At 52.0% G+C, this 25389-nt stretch carries 17 protein-coding genes; 10 read left to right on the forward strand and 7 right to left on the reverse strand.

What is annotated here, in order from left to right:
• Positions 1-10: 10 nt before the first annotated feature.
• The gene (locus H8B13_RS00710; RefSeq protein ID WP_187308922.1) at positions 11-244 is read right to left on the reverse strand and encodes a hypothetical protein; all 234 of its coding nucleotides are present in this window, start codon (positions 242-244) and stop codon (positions 11-13) included.
• Positions 245-359: 115 nt separating this feature from the next.
• Between H8B13_RS00710 and murI the strand changes: the two genes are divergently transcribed.
• From murI to H8B13_RS00735, 5 genes are all read left to right on the forward strand, one after another.
• Positions 360-1196 carry a glutamate racemase gene (gene murI, locus H8B13_RS00715; protein WP_187308923.1) on the forward strand — a complete coding sequence of 279 codons (837 nt, stop codon included), beginning with the start codon at positions 360-362 and terminating at the stop codon, positions 1194-1196.
• 177 nt (positions 1197-1373) lie between these two features.
• A complete protein-coding gene (locus H8B13_RS00720; protein WP_187308924.1) occupies positions 1374-2033 on the forward strand; it encodes a hypothetical protein in 660 nt (219 codons plus the stop codon).
• An 85-nt stretch (positions 2034-2118) separates the two neighbouring features.
• A complete protein-coding gene (locus H8B13_RS00725) occupies positions 2119-3291 on the forward strand; it encodes a glutathionylspermidine synthase family protein (RefSeq protein ID WP_187308925.1) in 1173 nt (390 codons plus the stop codon).
• Positions 3292-3690: 399 nt separating this feature from the next.
• A complete protein-coding gene (locus tag H8B13_RS00730; protein ID WP_187308926.1) occupies positions 3691-6921 on the forward strand; it encodes a T9SS type A sorting domain-containing protein in 3231 nt (1076 codons plus the stop codon).
• 135 nt (positions 6922-7056) lie between these two features.
• On the forward strand, positions 7057-9321 hold the full coding sequence (locus H8B13_RS00735) for a T9SS type A sorting domain-containing protein (protein WP_187308927.1): 2265 nt from the start codon (positions 7057-7059) through the stop codon (positions 9319-9321).
• Positions 9322-9399: 78 nt separating this feature from the next.
• On the opposite strand, the gene H8B13_RS00740 is transcribed toward H8B13_RS00735, so the two are convergent.
• From H8B13_RS00740 to H8B13_RS00750, 3 genes are all read right to left on the reverse strand, one after another.
• Positions 9400-9726 (reverse strand): HesB/IscA family protein, encoded by a 327-nt coding sequence (locus tag H8B13_RS00740; RefSeq protein WP_187308928.1) that lies wholly within the window; start codon positions 9724-9726, stop codon positions 9400-9402.
• Between the two features lie 91 nt (positions 9727-9817).
• Complete coding sequence (gene iscU, locus H8B13_RS00745; protein WP_084446771.1) at positions 9818-10234, reverse strand: Fe-S cluster assembly scaffold IscU; 417 nt, start codon at positions 10232-10234, stop codon at positions 9818-9820.
• A gap of 97 nt (positions 10235-10331) precedes the next feature.
• On the reverse strand, positions 10332-11546 hold the full coding sequence (locus tag H8B13_RS00750; RefSeq protein WP_187308929.1) for an IscS subfamily cysteine desulfurase: 1215 nt from the start codon (positions 11544-11546) through the stop codon (positions 10332-10334).
• A 166-nt stretch (positions 11547-11712) separates the two neighbouring features.
• Between H8B13_RS00750 and mce the strand changes: the two genes are divergently transcribed.
• The 3 genes from mce (at position 11713) to H8B13_RS00765 (ending at position 14235) form a co-directional block, all read left to right on the forward strand.
• The gene (gene mce, locus H8B13_RS00755) at positions 11713-12117 is read left to right on the forward strand and encodes a methylmalonyl-CoA epimerase (RefSeq protein ID WP_187308930.1); all 405 of its coding nucleotides are present in this window, start codon (positions 11713-11715) and stop codon (positions 12115-12117) included.
• A 39-nt stretch (positions 12118-12156) separates the two neighbouring features.
• Entirely contained in the window at positions 12157-12729 is a 573-nt protein-coding gene (locus H8B13_RS00760; protein WP_187308931.1) for an L-threonylcarbamoyladenylate synthase, read from the forward strand.
• A gap of 78 nt (positions 12730-12807) precedes the next feature.
• On the forward strand, positions 12808-14235 hold the full coding sequence (locus H8B13_RS00765; RefSeq protein WP_187308932.1) for a CCA tRNA nucleotidyltransferase: 1428 nt from the start codon (positions 12808-12810) through the stop codon (positions 14233-14235).
• A gap of 7 nt (positions 14236-14242) precedes the next feature.
• Here H8B13_RS00765 and H8B13_RS00770 read toward each other — a convergent pair whose 3' ends face one another.
• The 3 genes from H8B13_RS00770 to H8B13_RS00780 form a co-directional block, all read right to left on the reverse strand.
• Positions 14243-15154, reverse strand: coding sequence for an NAD-dependent epimerase/dehydratase family protein (locus tag H8B13_RS00770; protein WP_187308933.1), 912 nt, complete (start codon positions 15152-15154; stop codon positions 14243-14245).
• A gap of 330 nt (positions 15155-15484) precedes the next feature.
• On the reverse strand, positions 15485-18130 hold the full coding sequence (locus tag H8B13_RS00775) for a PspC domain-containing protein (protein ID WP_187308934.1): 2646 nt from the start codon (positions 18128-18130) through the stop codon (positions 15485-15487).
• A gap of 48 nt (positions 18131-18178) precedes the next feature.
• Entirely contained in the window at positions 18179-18538 is a 360-nt protein-coding gene (locus tag H8B13_RS00780) for a PadR family transcriptional regulator (protein WP_187309521.1), read from the reverse strand.
• A 485-nt stretch (positions 18539-19023) separates the two neighbouring features.
• Here H8B13_RS00780 and H8B13_RS00785 point away from each other — a divergent pair, with 485 nt between their 5' ends.
• Together H8B13_RS00785 and H8B13_RS00790 are read left to right on the forward strand one after the other, a co-directional pair.
• Positions 19024-20127 carry a PorV/PorQ family protein gene (locus tag H8B13_RS00785; protein ID WP_187308935.1) on the forward strand — a complete coding sequence of 368 codons (1104 nt, stop codon included), beginning with the start codon at positions 19024-19026 and terminating at the stop codon, positions 20125-20127.
• Positions 20128-20195: 68 nt separating this feature from the next.
• Positions 20196-25322 (forward strand): C25 family cysteine peptidase, encoded by a 5127-nt coding sequence (locus tag H8B13_RS00790; RefSeq protein ID WP_187308936.1) that lies wholly within the window; start codon positions 20196-20198, stop codon positions 25320-25322.
• Positions 25323-25389 lie beyond the last annotated feature (67 nt).

Below are 25389 nucleotides of genomic sequence, written 5' to 3' on the forward strand. Positions count from 1 at the left end.
ATGGGAAAGCCTAGATTACCCGCACGCGGTCTACATGCAACTCGTCGCGCAGGATTTCGAGGCCTTTGTAGGCAAGCGGGCGGCCGGTATTGGTTGTTAGCTCGCCACCGTCGCGGTACAGGTGAGCTACGTCGAGCACGAGCTGCGTGTATTTCAGCTCACCCAACTCAATAGCCACCGGCCGGCCTCGGCTAAGATCGAAGGCGGCAAGGGCATGGTCAATTTCATCCAAAATCTTACTCATGGAAAAGGAGAGCTTGAGCGAGAGAGGTGCCAAGATAGGAGATTACTAAAAAATACGTCTTTCCTAAGACCTCGAATTGCCAGTGAGGTTGCCTAAAGCCCGTACCTTCGCCTCTATGGCATCTTCTTCTGCTTCCGCCGATTTGCGGACACGGCCCATTGGAATGTTCGATAGTGGTATCGGCGGACTTACCGTAGCCCGCGCCGTCAGCCGCCTCTTGCCCCACGAACAGCTTATCTACTTTGGCGACACGGCTCACCTGCCCTACGGCGACAAAAGTACGGCGGCTATTCAGGCTTACTCAGTCAAAATATGCGACTTACTGCTCAAGCAGCATTGTAAAGTTATTATGATTGCCTGCAACTCAGCTTCGGCAGCGGCCTACGAGCTGGTGCGGGAATATGTGGGCTCTAAAGCGCGGGTACTCAACGTGATTGACCCGATTGTAGCGCATGTGGGCAAAGCATATGCTGGCCGCGACGTGGGGCTTATTGGCACCAAGCAAACCGTTAATTCCAACGTGTACAAAAAAAAGCTGGATGACCTCGATGCCGGCGTGCAGCTACACTCTTTGGCCACGCCGTTGCTAGCCCCGATGATTGAGGAGGGCTTTTTTAATAATAGTGTCAGCGACAATATTATCCAGAACTACCTCACCAATCCGGCCCTTGACAATATTGAGGCATTGGTGCTGGCCTGCACGCATTATCCGATGATCAAGGAGCAAATTGCCCGTTTCTACGAAGGCAAAGTAGAAGTATTGGATGCTTCCGATGCGGTAGCCACTCACGCGCAGGCGTATCTGGAAGAGCACAATCTGGCTGCACAGCCCGCAAAAAAGCCCCCCACGCACCAATTTTACGTTTCTGACTTCACCCAGTCTTTCGAGGAAAGCACCCGTATCTTCTTTGGCCAAGAGGTTCATCTGGAGCACTATCCGCTCTGGGAGTAGTCTATATACAGGGCCTCAGTGGGCTATTTTACATGAATTTGGACCCATCTAGTAGCCAATTAATAAGCGAAAGTGGATTCGACCTTTTTCAGCGCTATTCACGTTTAGGAAATCAGATTATTTGCCTTTCATGAGGCCCGCAACGTCTCAGACATACGCATCAAGGAGTTAAAAACCATGAAAAAGACCTATCACCGTCTCGGCGACTGGCGCCGCAATACATTACTGGTAGCGGCTGCCGCTACGTTGGGCTTGTCGGTGCTGCCGGCTTGCTCGGACAATAGCGGCTCCGAAACCAGTCAGGAACAGTGGAGTGGGGGCGAAACCTATTCGCAAGGTGTTATCACAGAAATGACCGAGGTGCAGCCTGGCGAGTGGAAAGTAACCGCTGAGCGCCCTGCTGGTAAAGAGGAAGTAGCTGCCATTCTGAAGCACTTCGATGGCAAGGTAGATACGCTGCAGGGACAAGCTTTGCAGAAGCAAATGCAGGACTACAGCCAGCAGCATCCCGAAAACCGGGTGGCCGGCACCGGCATGATGGATATTTTGATGTGGAGTGGCATCGGCTACATGGCCGGCCGTTTCCTGACTCCTAATCGAGGGGCATATGCCAACCCGGGCCTGCTGCAGCAGAATGCCGGCTGGCGCCAGAATGTAGCGCGGGAGCAACAACAGGGCCGTGGCTTCTTCGGGCGTGGTTTTACTGGCAGTCGCACTTCTGGCGCGGGCATTCGTCCGAGTACCTCGGTAAACCGGTCGGGGGTGCGTAGTACGGCACCGCGGGCCGGACGTAGCAGTGGCTTCTCGAATCGGGGAGGTAGCAGCTTCGGCGGCTAAATAAAAAAGCGTGTTCATCTTATAATTTGCCCCCCAGCGCCTTGTACAGGGAGTTGGGGGGCAAATAGTATACAGTTACCAACCTATGATAAAGCTGTTACCTCTGACCGGTGATATTGCGCCAGCCGTGCGTGGCTTAGGCTGGGAATGGGCCATTGAGGAAGCCTGCGCGGCTTACGTTGCGCGCGAAGCCGTTGTATTGACTGAGGCCGAGGCCGACACCTTGCTTCAGGCTGCCGATACGCTCTACGAAATGCTCGTGGCCTCTATCCCTGATCCAATTCCGGATGATCTTCTTCAATTACTGGCTATTCCTCCAAACCTCTGGGCAGCGGTACGCCATTCCTGGAACGATGAGCGACACTGGCACATATATGGTCGGTTTGACCTCGCTGCCACGCCTGTTGGGCCTAAGCTACTTGAGTTTAACGCCGACACGGCAACCAGTCTTCCTGAAACAGCCGTGGTGCAATGGGCTAGCTTGGTAGCCTCGGGCACCTCCGACGAAAGCCGGCAAGCCAATGGGCTGTTTGAAGGGTTGAGCGCACAATTTAGCCAGTGGCTTGACCTCAATCCAGATCTAGAACCCAGCTTATTAATAGTGTATTTGCCCGGTAGCCCAGAAGATGAAGCCAACTGTACTGTGTTGGCTGAAGCTGCTCGCGAGGCTGGTTTCGAGCAGGTAGAGCTATGCCCGGTAGATAGCATGCAGGTGTCGGTGGCAGGAGAGGAGCGAGGCGTATGGGCCCCAATTGAAGGGGGGCAATGGCAACGCTTTGGTTTCCTGTTTAAGCTGGTACCATGGGAAATCCTGGCTCAGGAAGAGCCCGCACTTACCGCTGACTTAAGCGATTTACTGTTAAGTCGCGACGTAATTATCGCTAATCCGGCGTATGCTCTTTTGTTTCAGAGTAAGGGCATTCTAGCGTGGCTCTGGCAAGTATACCCACACCACCCACTGCTGCTAGAGGCAGCCTTGCAGGATTTGCCGGGCCATAGCGTGCGCAAACCGCTTTTCGGACGTGAAGGCCAGAATATAGCGGAGATGCAAAATGGGCAGGTGACTCACGAAGTCCCGGGCGAATTTGTCCCCCAGCCCCAAGTGCGTCAGCGTTGGGCAGAATTGCCTGCTGACGGGGAACACCGTCTTTACCAGGCAGGCGTATTCTGGGCAGGTGAAGCGTGCGCATTGGGCCTCCGTCGTGACAAAGCTTTTATAACCAATCTGTCGGAGTTCGTGCCCCATATTTTAGCGTAGAGTACTATTCCAGAGAATAAGTAGAGTAATTATATATAAGTTGGGGAAACCTCATTTATAGCCAAAGAGCGAAGGTTATTTATCAAAACACCCAGCTTAGATCGCTACTCTCATATATGAGAGTAGCGATCTAAGCTGGGTGTTTCATTATCAAAAATAATACTGGACTGGGTGAAATGAGGTATGCTAATTGTAGGGGGAAAGCTCAAAAGTTGGTTTGGATATTACTGAGAATCAGATTTATGGCTTATCTGGAAAATAATTGTACTCCTGCAGTTTTTTTGAGATAACTAGTACGTGAATTAGATTCAATGAATATAAAAATAGACTTTATTTAGAGTCCTAAAACGCCTTTTACAAGTCTCATCTCTTTCTCTATAAACTTTCTTTCTCACGCTTATGAAAAACACTTACGTAAGTACCATATCCCGAACATTACGACCTCGAATTTGGACTCTTCTATTAATTTTAGTGGCCTTGCCGATACTTGGATGGGCGCAGGATAGTAAAATTATAGTCAATCCAAATTTCACAAACTTCAGGTCAGTACCTGTAAATACACCCTCAACTGCAGCCAAAATTCAAGTTGACGCAGAAGATTTAGGAACTACTCCTATTACTGTTTCGGTGAGGGATTTTGATGGGACATATGAGATTAGTCTTAACAATAGGGATTTCATTTCTGGCCCACTGACTTTAAACCTCAAAACCGCTAAAAATGGCTCATTTAACGACGCTGTTTATATCAGGTTTTTTCCAAAAGAAGGAGGAACGGTAACTGACTATGTGGATTTTGACAGTGAGGGTGAGCATGCCGAAGTTCTTGTTACAGGTACCGGAGTAGCACCTACGATTACGCCTGCTGCTACTAACATCTTCTTTGAGAATGTTACAGTTAATACCTCTTCTACTAAGTCGTTATCCATTTCATACAGAAATACGCAGGGTAATCTCACGTTGAATGTACCTTCTGGTTCAAACTTCCTGTTGAGCTACGCTGGCGGAACCCCTGCTAGCACGGTAATTATTCCCACCACCTCATCTGCTACTTTAGTTAGTCGTTCGGTTGACGTTATTTTTACGCCAACAGCAACTGTTAGCTATAGCTCTACACTACAAATTACCAGCCCTAACGCTACGACGCAGGTAGTGACATTAAATGGAGCAGGTGTACCTCAACCTATTTTGACGGTAAGTGCTACGACTCTCCCAGACTTCGGTGCTGTTGTAGTTGGTCAAACCTCTTTTACTCAGTCGTTCGAGGTTAAAGGTAGTTTCTTGCAATCACCAGTAACTATTACAACTCCCGCTAACGGTGCTTTCCAAATCCGGACAGGCAGCACTGCTTTCTCCACGGGCACTATTACTTTAAACCCATCTACTGCTGGATCGATAGATGCTACTATTGATGTGATTTTCGCACCAACTGCTACTGGTGCGATTAGTGGAATAATTGCTATCGCCTCTTCAGGTGTAGCTTCTGCTCAGGTTCAGGTTAGTGGTACCGGTACAGAAGTTGGCCAGCCTGCAATCGTGGCTTCACCTACTCTTCTAGATTTCGGTACAGTAAGCAGCAACGGTTCAGCTAATACCTTAACATTTACCTTAAGTGCCACTGGCCTCACAGAGGACCTCGTATTGACGCCTTCCTTTATTACGTCTGGTGGTGAAGAAATTCGCAATATTGAATTCCGTGATACTTCGGTACCAAGCTTGTTTCAAAATCGTCCGCTGACTATCAAGCAAGTAAACGGCAACATTCAAACTCGTACAATTGAGGTGAACTTAGCTGGAACAATAGCTGCTGGCAAATTTCGCGGCTCATTGGTTCTAAGCAGCTCAGGTAAGCAGACGGTTGTTGCAATTGAGGCAAACAGCACTGGTAACCAGTCAGTTATTGTGACTTCTCCTGGTGCGTTTTCGCAATTCACTACGGTTCCCAATGTACCTTCAGCGGTTCAGTCGTATCAACTGTCAGGACAAAACCTGTTACAGCCTATTACTGTAACTGCCCCGCTTCTCTTTCAAGTATCAAAGTTTGCTGATTTCAGTGACCTGACAGACTCGAAAGCAACTGGTAACTCAATCACTTTTGCTCCAAACAGAGGCAATGATCTTACACCAGCGGTCAATGTCTATGTACGTTTCTATCCTACTACTGCCACAACGGTTTCGGATGGCGTCAGAAACACAAGCGCTCCGGCCACTGGTACCAGCATTCCAGTATCTGCAACCAGCGTTCCGTCTATTCAAACGGCCGATGTTGCTCTTATTAAGCAGGTAGTAATCTATACTTCTAAGGATGCATCTACCCCGATCACTGTTCGGGCTTCACGAGTACAGCGCGATATTACTCTCTCAGTAGCGCAATCGCCCAACTCGTTTAACCCGAATAGAACTCCTCAATATCAACTGTCACTGGATGGCAAAACGTTTGGATCAACAGTAGTTTTGCGTCCCAATTTGGACCCAAATAGCGCAGCGGTCTATACCGTAAATCAGGCAGTGTATGTACGTTACAATCCTACTTATCTAGGCGTTGCAGATGCTGCATTGCAGTACCAAAGTGGTGACTTTGCAGTTCAAACAGCGCAGTCCTTTACTGCTAATGGTCTGATTACCGGTCAGTCGATTGCTACTGAGCCCGCTCAGATATTAGTAGCGGCACAACAGTCCATTACTCGTAGCGCTGATGGAAAATCAGCTACAGTAACCTTTAATCCAGTACCAGAGCGTAACGGCACTTCATCGTATGGTGAAGGCCGTCTGATTGTAGCGAGTGAGAATGGCACTTTAACTAACGCTCCGGCTAGCCAGCCTAATGATGGTGAGGGATATGAGACGGCTAATGGCGTGTATAACGGTCAGAATCAGGGAACAATCGCTCCAGGCTTCTACACAGTATTCGCGGGTACTGCTGTCCCAAGCACAACCATTACCGGTCTGGATCCTTACAAGACGTATTACTTCTACGTCTATGGATACAATAACATCGATCCTACGCAGAATATTAGCGTAACAGGAGCGGAGAATTATCTGACTCCTACTACTCCAACCACATTAGTAGGCATCGAGTCTGTTGGATTGCCTCCTATCATCCTACCAGTAGAACTAGTGTCATTCACGGCTAATCTGCAGAACAACAAGGTGAATTTGGGCTGGGTTACTGCCTCTGAGAAGAACAACAAAGGCTTTGAAATTCAGCGCAGTCAAGATGCCACATCGTTCACTACTATTCTGTTTAAGAATGGCAAGGGATCTACAAACAACAAGAGCACTTACGTCGCTGTCGATGAGCAGCCCTTGTCTGGTGTGTCTTACTATCGTCTCAAGCAGATCGATAATGATGGCAAGATCAGCTTATCAGGAATCGTTACTATTACTAACACCGAGTTAGCGGAGGTTACGATGTATCCTAACCCAACCCACGGCGTCCTGAACATCCGCTTGCCCTACACCAGCAAAGCAGAAGTGCAGGTAACTATAACTGATCTGAGCGGCCGTGTAGTGCGTACAGAGAAGTTGGCTGCCAACGGTGAAGTAAGCATGAACTCTTTAAACAACGGTACTTATTTGGTAACCGTGAATGATGGAGTGAAGAAGATTACTCGCAGAATCGTGAAGAACTAACACATAGTAAATAGCTAGTAAAAAGCCCCCCAGATTCTGGGGGGCTTTTTTTATTCAATCAACTGACTTGGCACGATTGAGGTAAGCGGCATCCTCACTTCACCCTTTATTCATATTCTCCCTCTTATTCAAAGTATGAGATTTTTTACCGTTGGCTTACGCCTACCACACGCCTTGTTCACAATTGGTACGTTACTTATCTGTTTTTTACTCGCGCCAACATCTTATGCAGCACCCTATACATGGGTAGGAACAGGCGGTAATAACAATTGGTCTAACGCCAATAACTGGGATCCGGCGCGCATTCCGGCTACGGATGATGTGCTAATTTTTGATGGCAGCAGAACAGCTACGGCTAACGTGTATGTCGACTTTGCTTCACCACAGATTATTAGTCAGTTACGATTCATTAACAACATAACAGCAGTGTTGACGGTGCAGCCTAACTCTGATATAACTGCAGCACCACCAGCCCGACAATTGTCGATGGCTACTGCTTTAACGGGGGCCAATTTTGAGATTGATGCCGGTAGCTCTGTGCAGGTAAAAAGCCCAGATGGAGTGAAGTCAACGGCTGGGATGGGCTTTTATCTGGGTACAGAAGGCACAGCTACTATTGCTGGTACCCTCATCTTCGGCAGCAGTAGTACAGCATCACTCACCAATGACCCACATCAGTTAATTTCTCAGAAGAAAGGATTTAACACTATCCATTTTGTCGCTGGCAGCACTTTCAGGGCCGACAAGACATTTACAGGTTTTCCTTTCAATGATAAATCAGAGTCTGGTGGCACCACTGTTTTCCGAAGTGGCTCGATATACGATCATCGCGGCGGGGGAGCGCCATTTGGCACAAGCCTTCCTACTGCCCCGGTTACTATTCTGGAAAAAGGCAATCGCTACATCTACTCAGTTACATCGACTGCAGCCGGACCACAATTACCTGGTCGCACTTACGGTTATATGGAATATAATCGCCCGACAACGGCCACCGGCATTGTTGGTGGCAGTGCCACCGTAAGTTCTACCGGTTTGCCTTTAGTAATTCTCGACGACTTAATTATTACAACAGGAAATGTTCGACTGAATCTTGCCAACATTGCTATTCAGGGCAATTTGATAATCAATGGTGGCACTTTAGCAAATACAGCTGGCGCATCTACTATAACTTTCAATGGCGCTAGTAATCAGCTTATAACAAGTGCGGCTGCCATACCGGTACCTGTTTCGTTTGGTAGCTTTATCACGGTTGTAATTGACAATGCTACTGGCGTGACATTACAAACACCGGTGCAGATATCCAAAGCCTTAACCCTTACCAATGGGGTTGTAAACACTTCCGCTGGAACGCTTACTTTATTGACTGGGGCCACTGTTGTAGGCCATGATAAGAGCTTTGTGAGCGGTCCGCTCACCAGAGTGGTGGCAGCAAGCGGCAACACTAGCTTAACATTTCCACTTGGTTTCGGGACGGCATTTCGCCCATTGACAATGAGCCTAAATCACAGTGATGGGGCAGAAGTGCGCTATACGGCTGAGCAGATAAAAGGGAAGCCAACCGCCCGGCTCTTTACCGGCGAAGTCAATAAAGTGTCGGCGGTACGTTACTTCAACGTGAGCAGCAATGCCACAACCAGCAACTTACTTAGTAGCAGTATTCAACTCAGCTATGGCGCCGATGATCAAGTAGATAATGCGGAAAAACTGCGTATCGTTAAATCTTCGCCTGATAATCAGAGTTGGGAAAATATTGGTGGAATGGGCAGTGCTATACCTACTGGTAGTATTACCTCCACAATCCCTTTTACCAGCCTCGGCACTTTTGTATTAGCCAGCACAGAAGTGAGTTCCACATCTGGAAGTAATCCACTTCCTGTTGAGCTTATCTCATTTTCAGCCGAACGCCGGGCGCAAGGCGTACTGCTGCGGTGGGCTACTGCCAGCGAAAAGAACAACGCCAGCTTTGACGTAGAACGTAGCGCTGACGGTCGCCTATTTGAAACTGTCGGCAAAGTAAAAGGGCAGGGGCAGAGTACCCAAAAGCAAGCGTACAGCCTCTTAGATACCGCGCCTTTCAGCAGTTCCACAGCCTATTACCGCTTGCGGCAGCTAGACTTCGATGGTGCAGCAACCTACTCGAACGTTGTAGTCGTGAAAGGACAGAGTAAGGAGGAGCTTTTTCCTAATCCTGCTCGTAACCAGCTCACCTTCCATCTGCCCTACAATGGGACGGCCGACTACCGGATTTTGTCTTCAACTGGACAGGCTTTGCAAAAAGGACAGTCTGCAAGTACCTTAACCACGCTCGATATATCAGGGCTGCCTGCTGGATTCTATTATCTGGAGATAGCGGCCGCAGAAGGACGGATAGTCCGCAAGTTTATCAAGCAGGCAGATTAGTCAGCATAGTGAGAAACTGTTAATTACAAAAAAGCCCCCCAGAACTAGTCTGGGGGGCTTTTTTATAGATAAGGGAATCTATACAGAGAAGCTTTCACCGCAACCGCAGGTGCGGGAAGCATTGGGATTATCGAAGTAGAAACCTTTGCCATTGAGACCGTCGGAAAAGTCGAGCTCAGTGCCGGCCAGATAAAGAAAGCTCTTCATGTCAACGACTACGCGCACACCCTTGTCTTCAAACTCCTGGTCCATGGGCTTGATTTCATTATCAAAATCAAGCTTATAGGAAAGACCCGAACAGCCACCACCTGCCACCGAAGCGCGCAGACGATACGTCTCGTCGAGCTGCGCGTCGCGCATCAGGTGCGTTACTTTTTCCTTTGCTTTATCAGATACAGTAATCATGGGAATTGCCAGTTACGAGTTGTAAGTTGTCAACTATGAAAAGCCTGCCTCTAAGTAAAGATGGGCTCTTCATACTAACATTCGCAACGGATTAATGGTGCGATTTAGCTTCTTCCAAGGCCGGCAAGCCATTCTTTACGCGGTAGTCATTGATGGCCGATTTGATGGCATCCTCAGCTAGTACCGAGCAGTGAATCTTTACGGGAGGAAGAGCAAGCTCTTCCACGATTTCCATGTTATCGATGCTCAGTGCTTCGTCAACAGTCTTGCCTTTCAGCCACTCAGTTGCTAGGGAAGAAGAAGCAATAGCCGAACCACAACCGAACGTCTTGAACTTGGCGTCGGTGATGGTGTTGGTAGCTTCGTCTACCTCAATTTGCAGGCGCATTACGTCGCCGCACTCAGGAGCGCCCACGAGACCGGTACCTACGTTCTTTTTGCTTTTGTCCAGCGTGCCCACGTTGCGGGGGTTGCTGTAATGATCTATTACTTTATCGGAGTAAGCCATTGTGGTAGAGTTGAGAAGTTAAAAGGGAGGTGTGAGACTAAAAATGGGCAATAGACAAAAGAGTCTCACAACTCGTGTCTCGGTACTCGGGGCTAAATCAATGCTCAGCCCACTCAATTTTGCTGAGGTCAACACCCTCCTTGAACATCTCCCACAGAGGCGACATTTCGCGGAGCTTGTTCACAGCCTCTTTCACGTGATTGATAGCGTAGTCGATCTGCTCGTCGGTGGTGAAGCGGCTCAACCCGAAACGGAGGGAAGAGTGCGCCAAGTCATCACTCAGACCTAATGCCTTTAATACGTAAGAAGGCTCCAAAGAGGCTGAAGTACAGGCAGAACCGGATGAAACGGCCAAATCTTTCACACCCATCATAAGGCCTTCACCTTCTACATAAGTGAAGGAAATATTGGTTACGTGCGGCAGGCGGTGCTCGCGGGAGCCATTTACGTAGCTTTCTTCAAGCTCCAGCAAAGAGTTCTCAAGCCGGTCGCGCATAGCAGAGAGGCGCTTAGCATCGCTGTCCATTTCTAAGCGAGCGAGCTCGCAAGCTTTACCTAAGCCTACGATACCAGGAACGTTAAGCGTACCCGAACGCATACCGCGCTCATGGCCACCACCATCCATCTGGGCAGTAACTTTTACCCGAGGGTTCTTACGACGTACGTATAGTGCACCTACGCCTTTCGGACCGTACATCTTATGGGCCGTAAATGCCATGATGTCGATACCATCGGCTTGAACGTCAACCGGGATTTTGCCAACAGCCTGGGTACCGTCGGTCATGAACAAAGCGCCGTGCTTATGGGCAATAGCGGCGATTTCACAAATTGGCTGAATGGTGCCAGTCTCGTTGTTGCCGTACATGATCGTCACCAGAATGGTCTGTGGCGTCATGGCAGCTTCCAGGTCGGCTAGGCTAATGAGGCCTTCGCGGTTAACCGGAAGATACGTCACTTTGCCCCCCAGCTTCTCAATATGCTTGCAGGTATCGAGCACGGCTTTGTGCTCAGTGGTAGCGGTGATGATGTGATTACCCTTCTGGGAATACATCTCAAACACGCCTTTGATACCTAAGTTGTCTGATTCGGTAGCGCCCGAGGTGAAGATAATCTCCTTAGGGTCGCTATTGATGAGTTGAGCAATCTGCTCGCGGGCATAATCCACGGCCTCTTCCGCTGCCCAGCCGAAAGGGTGGTTACGGGAGGCCGCGTTGCCAAATACCTCTGTGAGGTAAGGCATCATGGCTTCCAGTACACGCGGGTCGAGGGGCGTGGTGGCGTTGTTATCGAGGTAAATAGGTAGCTTGAGCATGGCTCGAATTTCAGTAAGTCAACGGAAAACCAATGAAAGTCCAAAGGTAACTCAGTGGAGAATCATTCGCATCTAGAACAGCAAAACAAACAAACTGGTTTTACTTTGCGCTCACAAAAGTAGAGATATTCTAAGTAAGCTTCTTCATCCGCATCGTTCGCCCCCTATGTTTACAAATCTGGAACACCTTGGCTTAGCCGTACACGACCTAGAAGCGGCTACTGCGCTGTACACTACTCTTTTAAACCAAGAGCCGTACAAAAAGGAACATGTAGCCAGCGAAGGTGTAGACACGGTTTTTTTTCGAGTGGGCGGCTCCAAGATTGAGTTATTGGCCGGTACCACGCCCGATAGCGCCATTACGCGCTATTTGAGTAAGAAAGGGGAGGGTATCCACCATGTGGCCTTTGAGGTAGCAGACATTCGGGCGACGATGGTGCGACTAAAAGAGCAGGGCTTCACGCTCCTGAATGAGGAGCCCAAGCGCGGCGCCGACAATAAACTAGTGTGCTTCGTGCATCCCAAAAGCGCGGCCGGCGTATTGGTAGAGTTGTGTCAGGAGATTGTCTGAGCAAGCAAAAAGTTATTCTTTCCTCCATTTACTACTTTCGTGGCCAATTTTCAACAAGAAGTAGAAGCCGCCGTCGAGGCGTTGCTCTTTCAGCAAATCATACTGTATCCTACCGATACAGTATGGGGAATCGGCTGCGATGCCGAAGTGCCACGTGCCGTAGAACGCCTCTACAAGTTAAAGGAGCGTCCCGAAGGCAAGCCCAGCATTGTGCTGGTTGCTGACCTGGATATGCTACGCCACTATACTGCTGAGGTTCCAGTTGGGTTGGAGCAAGCTATAGCAGAGCAAACCCGTCCTACTACGTATATCCTGCCAGCCAATCATCGGTTGGCCCCACAGCTATTGGGTCCGGATGGTACTATAGGTTTGCGTATTCCGCAGGATGAGTTTTGCCACAAACTAGTGCTCCGCCTCGGCCACGGCGTGGTTTCTACCTCAGCCAACAAAGCCGGCGAGCCTACGCCGGCTACCTACGCCACCGTTGATCCTAAACTGGTGCGTGCCGTTGACCATGTAGTAGGCTGGCGGCAGGAAGATGTAGCCAGCACCGCGCCCTCGCGTGTGGTTCGATTTGGAGCCAATGGACAGTTGGAAGTGATACGCGAATAGAAGCTCAGGCCACGAATTTGCCCCCCAGCCAAAGTGGGAGTGCTACCTTTGCGGCATAAAATGCCCCCCAGTACTCTTATGAATTTTCCCCAACTCCCTGACCTACCTATTTTCCGAGTTATTGCTGATGCCGCCGGTGAGTTGAATTTTCCGGCTTATGTGATTGGCGGTTACGTGCGCGATTTGGCTCTAAATCGTCCCAGCAAGGACATTGATGTAGTGTGCGTAGGCGATGGAATACAGCTGGCGCAGGCTGTTGGCAAAAAGCTGCCCGGCCGGCCCCGTGTAACGGTATTCAAAAACTTTGGCACGGCCATGCTGCCCACGTCCGAGGTAGAGATTGAGTTTGTAGGTGCCCGTAAGGAAAGTTACCGCAGCGAATCGCGTAAGCCGGAAGTGGCGGCGGGCACGTTGGAAGAGGACCTGGCGCGGCGTGATTTTACGATCAACGCCTTGGGGTTAAGTCTGAACCCCGAAAATTTTGGGACTTTGGTAGACCGTTACGACGGGATGGGCGACCTCAAGCGTAAAACTATCCGTACGCCCCTCGACCCGGATATAACCTTCTCCGACGACCCCTTGCGCATGTTGCGCGCCGTGCGTTTCGCCACGCAGCTCGACTTTGATATTGAGCCTGATACCTACGACGCAATTGCCCGCAACAAGGAGCGGATTCGCATTGTGTCGCAGGAGCGGATTACCGATGAGTTGAACAAGATAATATTAGCTCCCCAGCCTAGCTACGGCTTTAAGCTGTTGTTTCAGACAGGCTTATTGCAGCTGATTTTTCCAAAAATGGCCTTGCTGCAAGGCGTCGACAAAGTAGGTCAGCACGCGCACAAGGATAATTTCTACCACACCTTACAGGTGCTCGACAACGTGGTGGCAGCCGGCGGCGACTTGTGGTTGCGTTGGGCCGCTATTCTCCACGACATTGCCAAGCCCGCCACCAAGCGCTTTGATCCTAAAGTAGGCTGGACCTTTCATGGCCACGAAGACCGGGGTGCCCGCTGGGTTCCTCAGATATTCACCGAGCTGAAGCTGCCCCAGGGCGAAGAAATGCGCCAGGTACAAAAGCTGGTAAGGCTGCATCTGCGCCCCATTGCCTTGGTCAAAGAAACCGTAACCGACTCGGCCGTGCGCCGCCTGCTCTTCGAAGCCGGCGACGATATTGATCGGCTCATGCTGCTCTGCCGGGCCGATATTACGAGTAAAGACCACCAGCGGAAGGAGCGCTACCTGCGCAACTTTGGGGTAGTGGAGCAAAAGCTGAAAGAGGTAGAGGAAAAGGACCATCTGCGCAACTTCAAGCCCGTTATTACCGGCGAAGTCATCATGGAGACTTTCGCCCTCAAACCTTCCCGCGAGGTAGGCGAGCTGAAAGAAGCCATATTGGAGGCTATTCTGGACGGAAAAGTGCGGAATGAGCTGGAGGAGGCTTTTGCGCTGTTGCTGGAATTGGGGAAAGCCAAAGGATTAGTTCCGGTTCAGCCTTCGGCTCAGTAATAGTAGCCTAAACTGCGGCCAGGCGGATGCCCTCTACATAAGGGGTGGCCGCGAAAAACTGCTTGTCAAACTTCGAACTATCGAAAAAATAGGGCCGGTCGTATTGATAGAACATTTCTATTGATTCGCGCACCGGCTCTACAAACAATCCCACGGCGCGCATCAGCCATTTCGGCAAGCCGCTGATCTTAGGAGCGACGCCGTAGTGGGCTGCGGCTAACGAAGCAAATTGTCGGGCGGTAATAGCGGGTGCAGCGGTAGGTAAATGCCAGGTTTGGCCGTAGGCACTGGGCGTAACGCCGAGTGCAGCTGTGGCGCGGCCCGCGTCGGGGGTGAAGATGTAGGAGTGGGGCTGGTCAACGCTGCCGGGCCATTGTGCCGCTTTACCCTTTTTGAAATTGTCGAAAATAAGCGCGTTCGGAAGTGAGTTTTGTACACCGGGGCCGTAAAAATCGGGAGCGCGGGCAATTAGCGCCTCTACCCGCCCCGACTTCATCGCTTCCAGCACTTGGCGAGCAATGTGGGCACGAACCTCACCTTTCTTGCTTATGGGGTTGAAGGGTGTTTCTTCAGTCATTTTGCCCCCCACCAGCCCATACATATACACGTTGTCGAAGAACACCAGTTTACTTCCGTGATGCTCACAGGCATTTAGCACGTTGGTCATGATGCGGGGCCAGTCGTGCTGCCAAGTTTTGGTATTATAACGCAAGCCCGCTACCAGAAATACTACCGACGAGCCAGCTACAGCCTGCTTGGTTTGGGCAGCATCAGTAAGATCAGCGGGGTGCAGCTCATCAGCCGCGTTAACTTTCTGTGGCTGACGACTAACCAGACGCAGCGGCTCGCCCGTGAGCGTAGGTAAATGGTGCGCCACTTCCCGGGCAATCGTGCCGCCTGCGCCTAAGATAGTTTGCATAACGGAAGGCATTAGGAGAAAGAGAAGTAGCACGAAATTATGCTGTCAACTCGGCTATGTATACCGCTGCTAATGCAATAATTTATATATACCAACCCTATAAAACAAATGTGAGGAAGCCTCTACCCCCAGTTGCAGCTCGGTAGGTAGAAAGACTTCCTCAGGGTCCACCTTTCACTCACTTTTAGACCCTATACTTTGTTCACCGCAATAATAGATGGTGATTATGAAGGCAAGGTTGCCCGGTTGTCACGTTTTTGTTGCGTAAAACTAGCGGCTTGCCTGCACGATTGGTAAAAAAGGCCCCTGGTTAGAGGCTGGTGGGCTTTTTTACTCGTTAATGCGGGTGATGCGCGAGGCACCTACGTCGCTCACTTTCACGCTGCCGGGGTTGCCGCTATACTCAATCACGCTGGCACCTACGGCATCAGCACGAAGCGACTCTTCGATCCGCAGGCGAGCCTTGCTCATGCCAGCCAGATCAATATCGGCTGAACGGGCAGTGAAGTCAGCTGCCGCAAGTTCGCAGGCTCCGGCTCCGTCTACATCTAGCGTCTCAGCGCGCCCTTGCAGCGTAGTACGACAGGCACCAGCCAAATCAAGATTTAGGGTGCGATAGTCGCCATTCAACCGTAAGTGACTAGCCCCGGCTTGATCCACTTCGAGACTCGATTGATTTGAAAAGCCTGATACATCGGCGCGCACGGCTCCGGCTAAGTCCAGCTTATCCAGTGCAGGCATTTCAATAGTGATCAGTACCTTTCCGCGGTCGGTATCACGGCCCCAGTTGCCACCAAAAAGGGAGCGGTTGCGAGGACGTACTAACAGTTCATTGCCCTCGCGGTCTATTTTCAGATCACGCAGTTCCCGCTCTGGGCCAGCAGCCGTCACCCGATAGGTATTGCCTGAGCGAATGACTGTCCGGTAGGAACCCACCACGGTTACTTCACGAAAGCCATCTATATTATACGTCTCACGGCCCGAACCATAGTCATCGGCGTTAGTGGAGAAACTAGGCGCACCGCCGTAATCCAAGGATACGTTTGTGTCACCAGTTTCTTCGTCCTCGTTAATGTCGATGTTCATATCACCTTCCTCATCCACGTTTCCCTCCTCGTCCGTGGTTCTGTGCAGATCTTCCTCTGTGCAGTCCACGCACTCGAGTTCGTTACCTTTTAGGCGATAGAGATGTTGCTCTACATTCTCGGGCATATCGTTATCGACGAAGTTGTCGCTGCCGAGCCAGTGCGCAGCGCCTTGGCTCATGCGAATGGTCCGGTTGCGGGGCAATTTGAGCGTCACCTCTACTCCTTGGTCGCGGAAGCGAGCGTTTGGGCGGAAGGTAAAGTGGTCATCGAAGCGCAGGGTAGTGTCGTTTACCTGGCGCACATTATACGCTACACTGCTAATGGCCATCTGGCGGGCTTCTTCTTCAGTAGCGCCCTCAGCCCGGAACGTTTTATCAACGGATACGACTTGGTTGCTATCTACGGCGGCTATCTGCGCATTCACCCATTGGTCGTGGCCATTGTCGGTTCCCCGAATATCCAGATAGATGTTAGAAGCGCGCAGGGTTGGAAATGCCTGGTTCTGCGTTACGTCGGCTTCTTCCTGGAAATCATGACTAATACGGGTGGCACCTATGGCGGTACCCATTACACCTAGCAACCATAAGCCGAGCAACGTCAAGCCTACCGTACGGGTAAGGATAGAGCGGCGGAGTAATAAACCCAAACCACCTAGCAACAGTGCGAGAGCAGGAATGGCAGCGGTTAAGTAGAAGGCAAACATTGCCCATACAGGAACGCCATTGAGGAAAACGTGAGCCGGAATATCACCAGTCATGAAGCTATTCGTGGCTGGAATCATGCCCAGGCCAATACCTAAGGCTATAGTGAGGCCGAGCAGCATGGAGAAGCCGATAATGACTAGCAGGATGCCAGCAAACACCCGAATCAGGGAGCCTAGGAAGTTAACCAGCGGGCGGAGGTTGCGGGCTAGTTCTTCCAAAAAAGTTCCTACCTGGCGGCCGCTCCCTGCTACGCCGCCAGCTTCAAAAGCGTTGTTGCGCAGGCTATTGTCGATGCCTGAGAGCGTTACTGCGTCGCCGCGCATCCGCATCTTTTCAGATACGGTGCGGGCTTCGGGTATCACAATCCACAACAACAGGTAGAGCAACAGGCCAAAGCCAGTGAATAAGCTTAGCACAAACAGGATGCGGATCAGGGTGACATCGGCTTTGAAATAAGCGGCCAAACCGGACGATACGCCTCCAATTTTACCGGTATCCGTGTCGCGGAAGAGCTTCCGCTCGCCGGTTGTCTCACCGATGCCTACTGGGTCGGGTAGGTCGTTGCGCTTGGGCAGCACGGCCCACAGGATAACGTATGCCAGAATGGTGAAAGCAGGTAAGGCACCCACAAAGTCGCCGATGACAACTGAGAACAGAGAGGCAAGCGCTATCAGCCGGATCCAGACGGCATTAATACCGAAATAGTGAGCCAAGCCAGCGCACACACCAGCTATTTTCTTGTTGGCCACATCGCGGAAAAGACGACGGGGTTCGGCAGCGTCGGCAGAGGCGGTAGCGGAAGCCGCACCGGCACCAGCGCCAGTGGTATTGTAGGCGTATTCGGGGCGAGCGTAGGTGCCAGCAGCCGTGCCATTATTAACGGCGGAGGCTAACAACTCTTCGTCGTCCTCGGCGTCGTCGGCGGCTTGGAAATCGCGTACCCGGCCCATTTTGGCGGTCATGGCCTCCACATCCTCCAGCGAAATAATTTGCTTGGTAGGGGAGAGGCGAGCCACAAATAGCTCGGCGATGCGACTTTCAATGTCGGCCACGATTTCTTCGTGTCCGCGGTAGCCGCTGAAGTGGGCTTTTACCTCGGCCAGGTAGCGGCTGAGTACGTCGTAGCCATCTTCCTCGATGTGAAAGATGATGCCCTGGAGGTTGATACTGATGTTCTTTTTCATCTCAGTGCTGCAAGTCAGGAAAACTTCGAAAGAAAGGTGGAGGCGGCGTTACTGCTGCGCCGTAGCAGTGCCGTTCACATGCGGCTTTTGGCGAATGATGCGGATAGAGTCGGCGACCTCTTCCCAAGTCAAGCGCAGCTGGTGCAAAAACTCCAGACCAACGGAGGTTAGGGTGTAGTACTTGCGCGGTGGTCCTGACGTGGACTCCTTCCAAGTATAATCAAGTAGACCCGCATTTTTTAGTCGGGTCAGGAGCGGATACAGCGTGCCTTCCACTACGATCATGCGAGCGGAAGTTAGCTCTTCCAGCATATCGGAGGCGTAGACCTCGCCGCGGGCGATAATTTCCAGAATGCAGAATTCCAGGATGCCCTTCCGCATCTGCACTTGGGTGTTCTCTACTTTCATGGGCTTGAGGCAGATATCGGTGAAGAATGAGTCAAAGATAACAGAAGGTACTATGTAACGCAAGGTACTTGTCAAAAATATTTTTTGTGAAGTATTCTTGAGACGGGCTCTACAGTGGGAGGAAACGTGTGGAATGAATCAAAAAAGCCCCCCAGATGATTTCTGGGGGGCTTTTTTGATTCTCAATAAATTCTTTTTAGTAGCTGAAATAAAACTAAGTTGCTTCTACTAATGAATTAGGGGTAGGGGATGAGTCGAATTGAAATAATAATGCTTGGGTAAAAGCAGATACTAATGATAGGAGGCTGGGGAACGGAATGTTGCCCCCCACGCATTTCTCACTCCGCAAAAAGCCCTCCAGCTACCGCCCGGCCCGATTTATGCGGACCACGCACGCACTATTGGCCCAATTAAGCCAGCAGACGCACTATAAATAAGTAACTTGCGCTGCTGCTGCAATTATTCGTTTTTCCCTACTTTATTCTATGCTGCACTTCTCCAAAGTAGTCCCGTTGCTGGTTGGCTTGGGGCTGAGCTTGGGCGCGGCGCCCGCCGCGTGGGCACAGTCGAACGATGCCACTCCCAAGTACAGCAATGAGTTCCTGAACATCGGGGTGGGCGGCCGGGCCCTAGGCATGGGCAATACCCAGGTCAGCATTGTGCAGGATGCCACCGCCGGCTATTGGAACCCAGCCGGTTTGCTTGATCTGAAAAACAAATACGACGGCGTGCTCATGCACTCCGAGCTGTTTTCGGGCATCGTAAAAAACGACTACGCGGCCTTCGCGATGCCGCTCGATGAGAACAGCGCCATCGGGGCCAGCCTGATCCGCCTGGGCGTCGATGACATTGCCGATACCCGCGACCTCGTGAATGAGTACGGCTACATTCAATACGACCGGATTCGCTATTTCTCTGTGGCCGATTATGCGTTGCTGCTGTCGTATGCGCGGCGCATTGGTGTAATCGAAGGCTTAAAGCTGGGCGTCAACGCTAAGATTATCTACCGCAACGTTGGCAAATTCGCCAACGCCTACGGTTTTGGCGTCGACGCCGGCTTGCAATACGAGCATCAAGGCTGGCGCCTCGGCCTTATGGCCCGCGATATTACCACCACCTTTAATGTTTGGTCCATTGATGCCGATGAATTCAAAGGATCCGCTACCACCATCGACGAAATCCCCAGCAACAGTTCGGAAGTAACGCTGCCGCGCCTCATACTAGGCGTAGGACGTACTATCAAATTACCGGGCCAGTTCACAGCCCTCGTAGCCACCGATCTGGAAATGACCACCGACGGGCAGCGTAATACGCCTATTTCTACGGGCTTAATCAGCATCGATCCGCACGCTGGTTTGGAAATTGGCTACAACAACGTCGTGTTTCTGCGTGGTGGGGTCAGTAATTTTCAGAAGATACAGGCCTTCAGCGGCAAAGAGGAATGGAAAGCTCAGCCGAGCCTTGGCGTAGGCGTAACCACCAGCGGCCTGCGCTTGGACCTGGCGTTGTCGCGGCTGGCAGTGGAAAAACTGGGGCAGCGCTCCCAAACCAACTCCATTATCGTCTCGCTTGGCTACGGATTTAAATAAGAAAGTGAATGAGTACATGGCTATGGGTTAACCATTACGCCATCCGATTATTCAGCCATACAATTAGCATGAAACAACATTACACGTTACGCTACCTGCTGGGGGGCTTTTTGGGGCTGATATTACTACTCAGCAGCCTCCAAACCAACGCACAGTCAGGACCTTACGGCAACGAGTGGATAGTGCCGGGGCAGTCCTATTATAAAATCAAGGTAACGCAGGATGGTATTCACCGCCTCGATAACCAATACCTAACGCGTGCTGGCGTCAGCAACGGCACCGATCCGCGCCGCTTCCAACTCTGGCGGCGGGGCCAGGAAGTAGCAATCTATGTTGGCGGCAACCAAACCACCCTCGACCCTAGCACCTTCATCGAGTTCTACGGCCAACGCAACGATGGTCGTCTGGACCGCGGCATGTATAAGAAGGCCGTTGATCAGCCGCAGCCGCTTTATAGCCTCTTTACAGATACGGCTGCTTATTTCCTGACTGTGTCGCCCACGGCTATAGGTCGGCGTATGGCGGAACCAACCGCAGCCGCCTCTGGCGGCCAGCCCTATCACTTGCAGCAACGTCAGCGTATATTCTCTAACGACTACTCTGATATAACAGAAGGTGTGCTCGCCTATATGCCGTGGGCTAGTGCGGGAGAAGGCTTTTTGTCGGGTCAGTTTGGCCGTAACGCAGCCAATCCGGTCGATTTTGAGGTAGATTCTCTACAAAATATAGCCAGCAATGGTGAGCCGCGCGTAATTGTTGGGCTCGTCGGAACCAGTCCCTCCATACACATCACGCAGGTATCGGTGGTGCAGCCAAGTGGCGCAGTGCGGCTTCTGGGCACCGTAGCCAATTACGATAGCTTCGATAGAGTAAAGGCGCAGTTTCCGTTGCTACGCTCAGATATCGGTGCAGACGGCAAAGTGAAGCTGCGGTTTGAAAACACGGGCCCCAATGACAGCCGCTTCCCCCGCGACCGGTCGCGGCTAGCTTATATCACGGTGGTAGCTCCCCGCGATAACCGCGTTTTCAGCGAACGGCGCAGTACCGCCTTTAGCAATGACTCTACCTTGCAGGGGCCCGCTACCTACTTGCTCGAAAATGTGCCTGCTACCCTGCGCGGCTATGATGTTACAGATGCCGCGGCGGTTCAACGAATAGAAGGCAATAGCACGGGCGGCGCCCAGCGCAGCTACGTATTTCCGGCGGCTGCGGGCCGCACACGCAATCTGCTGCTGGTTGATGCTGCCCGCCCCAGGGTGCCGCTGCCGGCCCGCCTCATTCGGTTTCGCACGATTACGCCCGCCGCTTACAGCTTCCTAGTGGTAAGCCACGGTTCGCTAATGCGACCCGTCGGCAACGTAGCCAACCCTGTGCGGGCCTATGCCAGCTACCGCGCTTCGGCGGCCGGCGGCCGCCACGATACCCTTGTGGTAACTAGTCAGCAGATTTACGACCAGTTTCACTACGGGGAGAAATCTCCCCTGGCTATTCGCCAGTTTGCGCAGTGGATGCTGACCAGCAACCGCGAGAAGTATTTGCTGCTTTTGGGTAAAGGACTGGCCACGGCAGAGGGTGTACGCACTGCTGCCGGTTCTTTTTATCATCGGCAAGTGCCGGAAAAAGATGCTCCGGTATTGGATTTGGTCACAACCAGTACCCGCTCGCCATCTGATATATTTTTTACGGCTGAGTGGCAGCGTAACCAATACGTAGCCCGCATTCCCACCGGGCGCATATCGGCCCAAACGCCCCAGCAGGTAATTAATTACCTCAACAAGCTGCGGGAGCATGAAGGCCTCGGGCCAGAACCCTGGCGCAAGAATCTGCTGCACATGGCAGGCGGTGCCAATGAAAGTGAGTTTGCTCAGTTTCAAGGTTACGTAAATGGCTATAAGGCGCGGGCCGAGAAGCCTTGCTTTGGAGGTACCGTAGTAAAAACCTACACCCGCGACACGCCGGGCGATTATCAGCGCTTTCCGATCACCATCAATATTGCACCGGAGCTGAACGCTGGCTTAAGTCTGATAACCTACTTCGGCCACGGCTCTCCGCTGGTCTTCGACCTGAACCTGGGCGATATCAACGATCCCAGCAACAACTATAACAACCGGGGCAAGTACCCAGTCTTTATCGTTAATGGCTGCGCTGGGGGCTTTGCTTATGGTTCTTTTACCTCCATTGGTGAAGACTGGACGCTGGCGGCTGACAAGGGCGCTATCGGATTTCTGGCTGATTCCGACTTTGGCTACGATGGTCAGCTGGATGCTTTCTGCGACCGGATGTACCAACTGCTCTTCAACGACCCTAACTGGTATGGTAAGCCCGTTGCCGTAATTCAGGCGGAAGCGAACCGGCGCTTGCAGGCAGTGTTTGGTAACAACCCGAATGGTGTTTCGCTGCTGATGAATACTACCTGGCAGGGTGACCCCGCGCTGAAGCTCTATGCCCCAGACAAGCCGGACTTTGCTACGGCTGATTCGCGCTTGCAAATTGCCCCCCAGGCACCCGAAACTACGGTTCAGGCTTCGTCCTCCCGGTTTCAGCTGCGGGTAGGCGTTAGCAATGCCGGTAGCCTTTGCTCCGGCGGCACAAGTCTGGGTATTTCCGTAACGCGCCGCTATCCGGCAACGGCCGCGCGGCCCGCTGAGGTACTGCGCTTCGAGGTTACGCAACCCCGCCGCGATACGACCTATGTTTTTGAATTGTCAAACACGGGCAATGTATTCGGGGAAAATGAGTTTACGGTCATGCTGGATGAGGGTAACAAAGTAGCCGAGTTAAGCGAGACGAATAACCAGGCGACTATTAAGTTCAACTTCCTGCAAGGCGGCGTCACAGCCCTCAGCCCTCCCGAGTTTGCGATTGTATCTAACCCGGCCGTACGCTTAATTGGGCAAAACAACGACCCCAAAGGCCAACTGCGCTTCTATGAAATGGAGCTGGATACGGTGCCGACGTTTAACAGCCCATTGGTACGCCGCACCGCTGTGCAGGCGGCTGTTACTCCGGAGTGGAAGCCAACTTTGCCCCCCACAGCAGGTCGCGACAGTGTAGTGTGGTACTGGCGGTTACGTTTTCAAACAAGTGGTCCAAGTGAAAATCAGGAGTGGGCCGTCAGCTCTTTCCGTCTCATTAACGGTAGCCCCGGCGGTTGGTCGCAGAGCCACCACGGACAGTTTCGCCGCGATGGACGCACCACTGTGGATGTTGCGGCTCCATCGGGCAAGTGGGACTTTAGCGACCAAAGTATTGGCGTGAAGCTTTCTACCCGCGGCGGAAGCACCGGTGCCGCACCTACCTTCCTAACTTCCTATGGAATTGCGCCGGAAGGCACCAGCCCGTATGTCATCAACTGTGCGCCCTCAACGCCTAATATGCTGGCGGCGGTGTTTGATGGGCTGACCCTGAAGGCCGTTCGCAACGTGCTGGGCGCCTACGATTCCTGCGGTCTGAACCCCAACATGTATTATCACTTTGCCCGCGAAGGCACGGGTGATAACATGAATACGCCCGCCCGTCAGGCGCAGCTTCTGGCCTTACTGACCAACCTGAAGCCTGGCCAGTACGTGGCGCTGGTTTCGATGAATAAGGTGAACTTTTCTTCCTTCTCACCCGAGTTAAAAGCCGCCCTAAAGGCACTGGGGTCACAGCTGATTGATCAGCTGCAGGACGGTGACCCGTTCGTGTTCTTAGGACAAAAGGGCCCCGGCGCTCGGCCGGCTCAGGAGCGTACATTTGACGCGGCAAGCATCGTGGCTCGCGCTGAGCAGATCGTAACGCTGGACGCCTTCCTGCGCACCCGCGCTGCCCGCGGCACGATAGCTTCTACCCTGATCGGGCCGGCCAAACAGTGGGGCACGCTCTTCCATACCGTGCGCACGGAACCGTCCGACAGCTACACGCTACGGTTGATAGGTATCGATAAAGACGGTAATCAGAGGCAGTTGAACCCTGATGTAAAGAACCGTCAGCTGGCCTTGACTGGGGTATCGGCGCAGGATTATCCGTACCTGCAATTGGTGTTACAGATGCGCGACACGCTCAACCGTACGGCTCCACAGCTGAAGCAATGGTTGGTAACCTATGAAAGCTTGCCAGAGGGCATCGTGCGTCGTGACTTAGCGGAGGCGAAAGACGCGAAAGTGTACGATGCCGCTACGTTGGCCCAGCAGGCCATGAGCCGCGGCGAATTGAGCTTCCCTGTCTACTTTCAAAACGTGTCGTCCGTGGCGTTTGGCCAGCCGCTCGTTGCCGAAATCACGGTGCGCGATGCCAGCAATAATGTGCGTACGGCTAAGATTCAGTCACTCCGCCCGCTCAAAGCCGATTCGACAGCTACCTTCAATGTACGCCTCGATGTACGCGGGTTGCTGGGGGCCATTACGGGGCAGGTAAACGTAAATCCGCGCCTGCTGCCGGAGCAGTTTTACTTTAATAACGAGCTGATACTGCCGCCTTTCACGATTGAAGACCGCAATACGCCGCCCGTGCTCGATGTCGCCTTCGATGGGCAGCATATTCTGGATGGCGATATTGTGTCGCCAATGCCCGTTATCATGGTGCAGCTCAATGATGAGGACAAGCTAAACGCCGTCCGCGACCCCAGCAACTTCGATTTGTTCCTTACCAAGCCCGGCGAATCTATCCCGATTAAGGTGCCGATGACGGGCTCGGATGTGCTGTTCACGACCGATGTAGAGAAGGGAATTGCCCGCGTAGAGTATCAGCCCGGCAAGCAGACGCCTTTGCTAAATGGCATCTACAAGCTGGAAGTGCAGGGCCGCGATGCCACCAACTTGGCTGCTAGTACGCAGCGTTACTCCATTCGTTTTGAGGTGATTAATGAGTCTACCATCACCAACTTCTACCCGTATCCAAACCCTGTCACTAGCAAAGCCAAGTTCATCTTCACACTCACTGGTGCTGAGCTGCCCCGCGACCTGAAGATTCAGGTGATGACGCTGACAGGCAAGGTGGTACGCGAAATAATGATGGCTGAACTGGGTCCGTTGCACATCGGCAACAACATCACCGATTATGCCTGGGACGGTACCGACGAATTTGGCGACCAATTGGCGAACGGTACCTATCTATACCGCGTGGTGATGGACAACCCCGGCCAGTTTGAGCGCCGCCGCACCGCCGGCGACCAAGCCTTCAAGAAGGATTGGGGTAAGCTGGTGTTACTGCGTTAGCCGCAACTATTTAAGCACAAAAAAGCCCCCCAGGATTGATCTGGGGGGCTTTTTTGTGATGGATACC

Source organism: Hymenobacter sp. BT188, from assembly GCF_014333585.1.
Taxonomy (GTDB): Bacteria; Bacteroidota; Bacteroidia; order Cytophagales; family Hymenobacteraceae; genus Hymenobacter.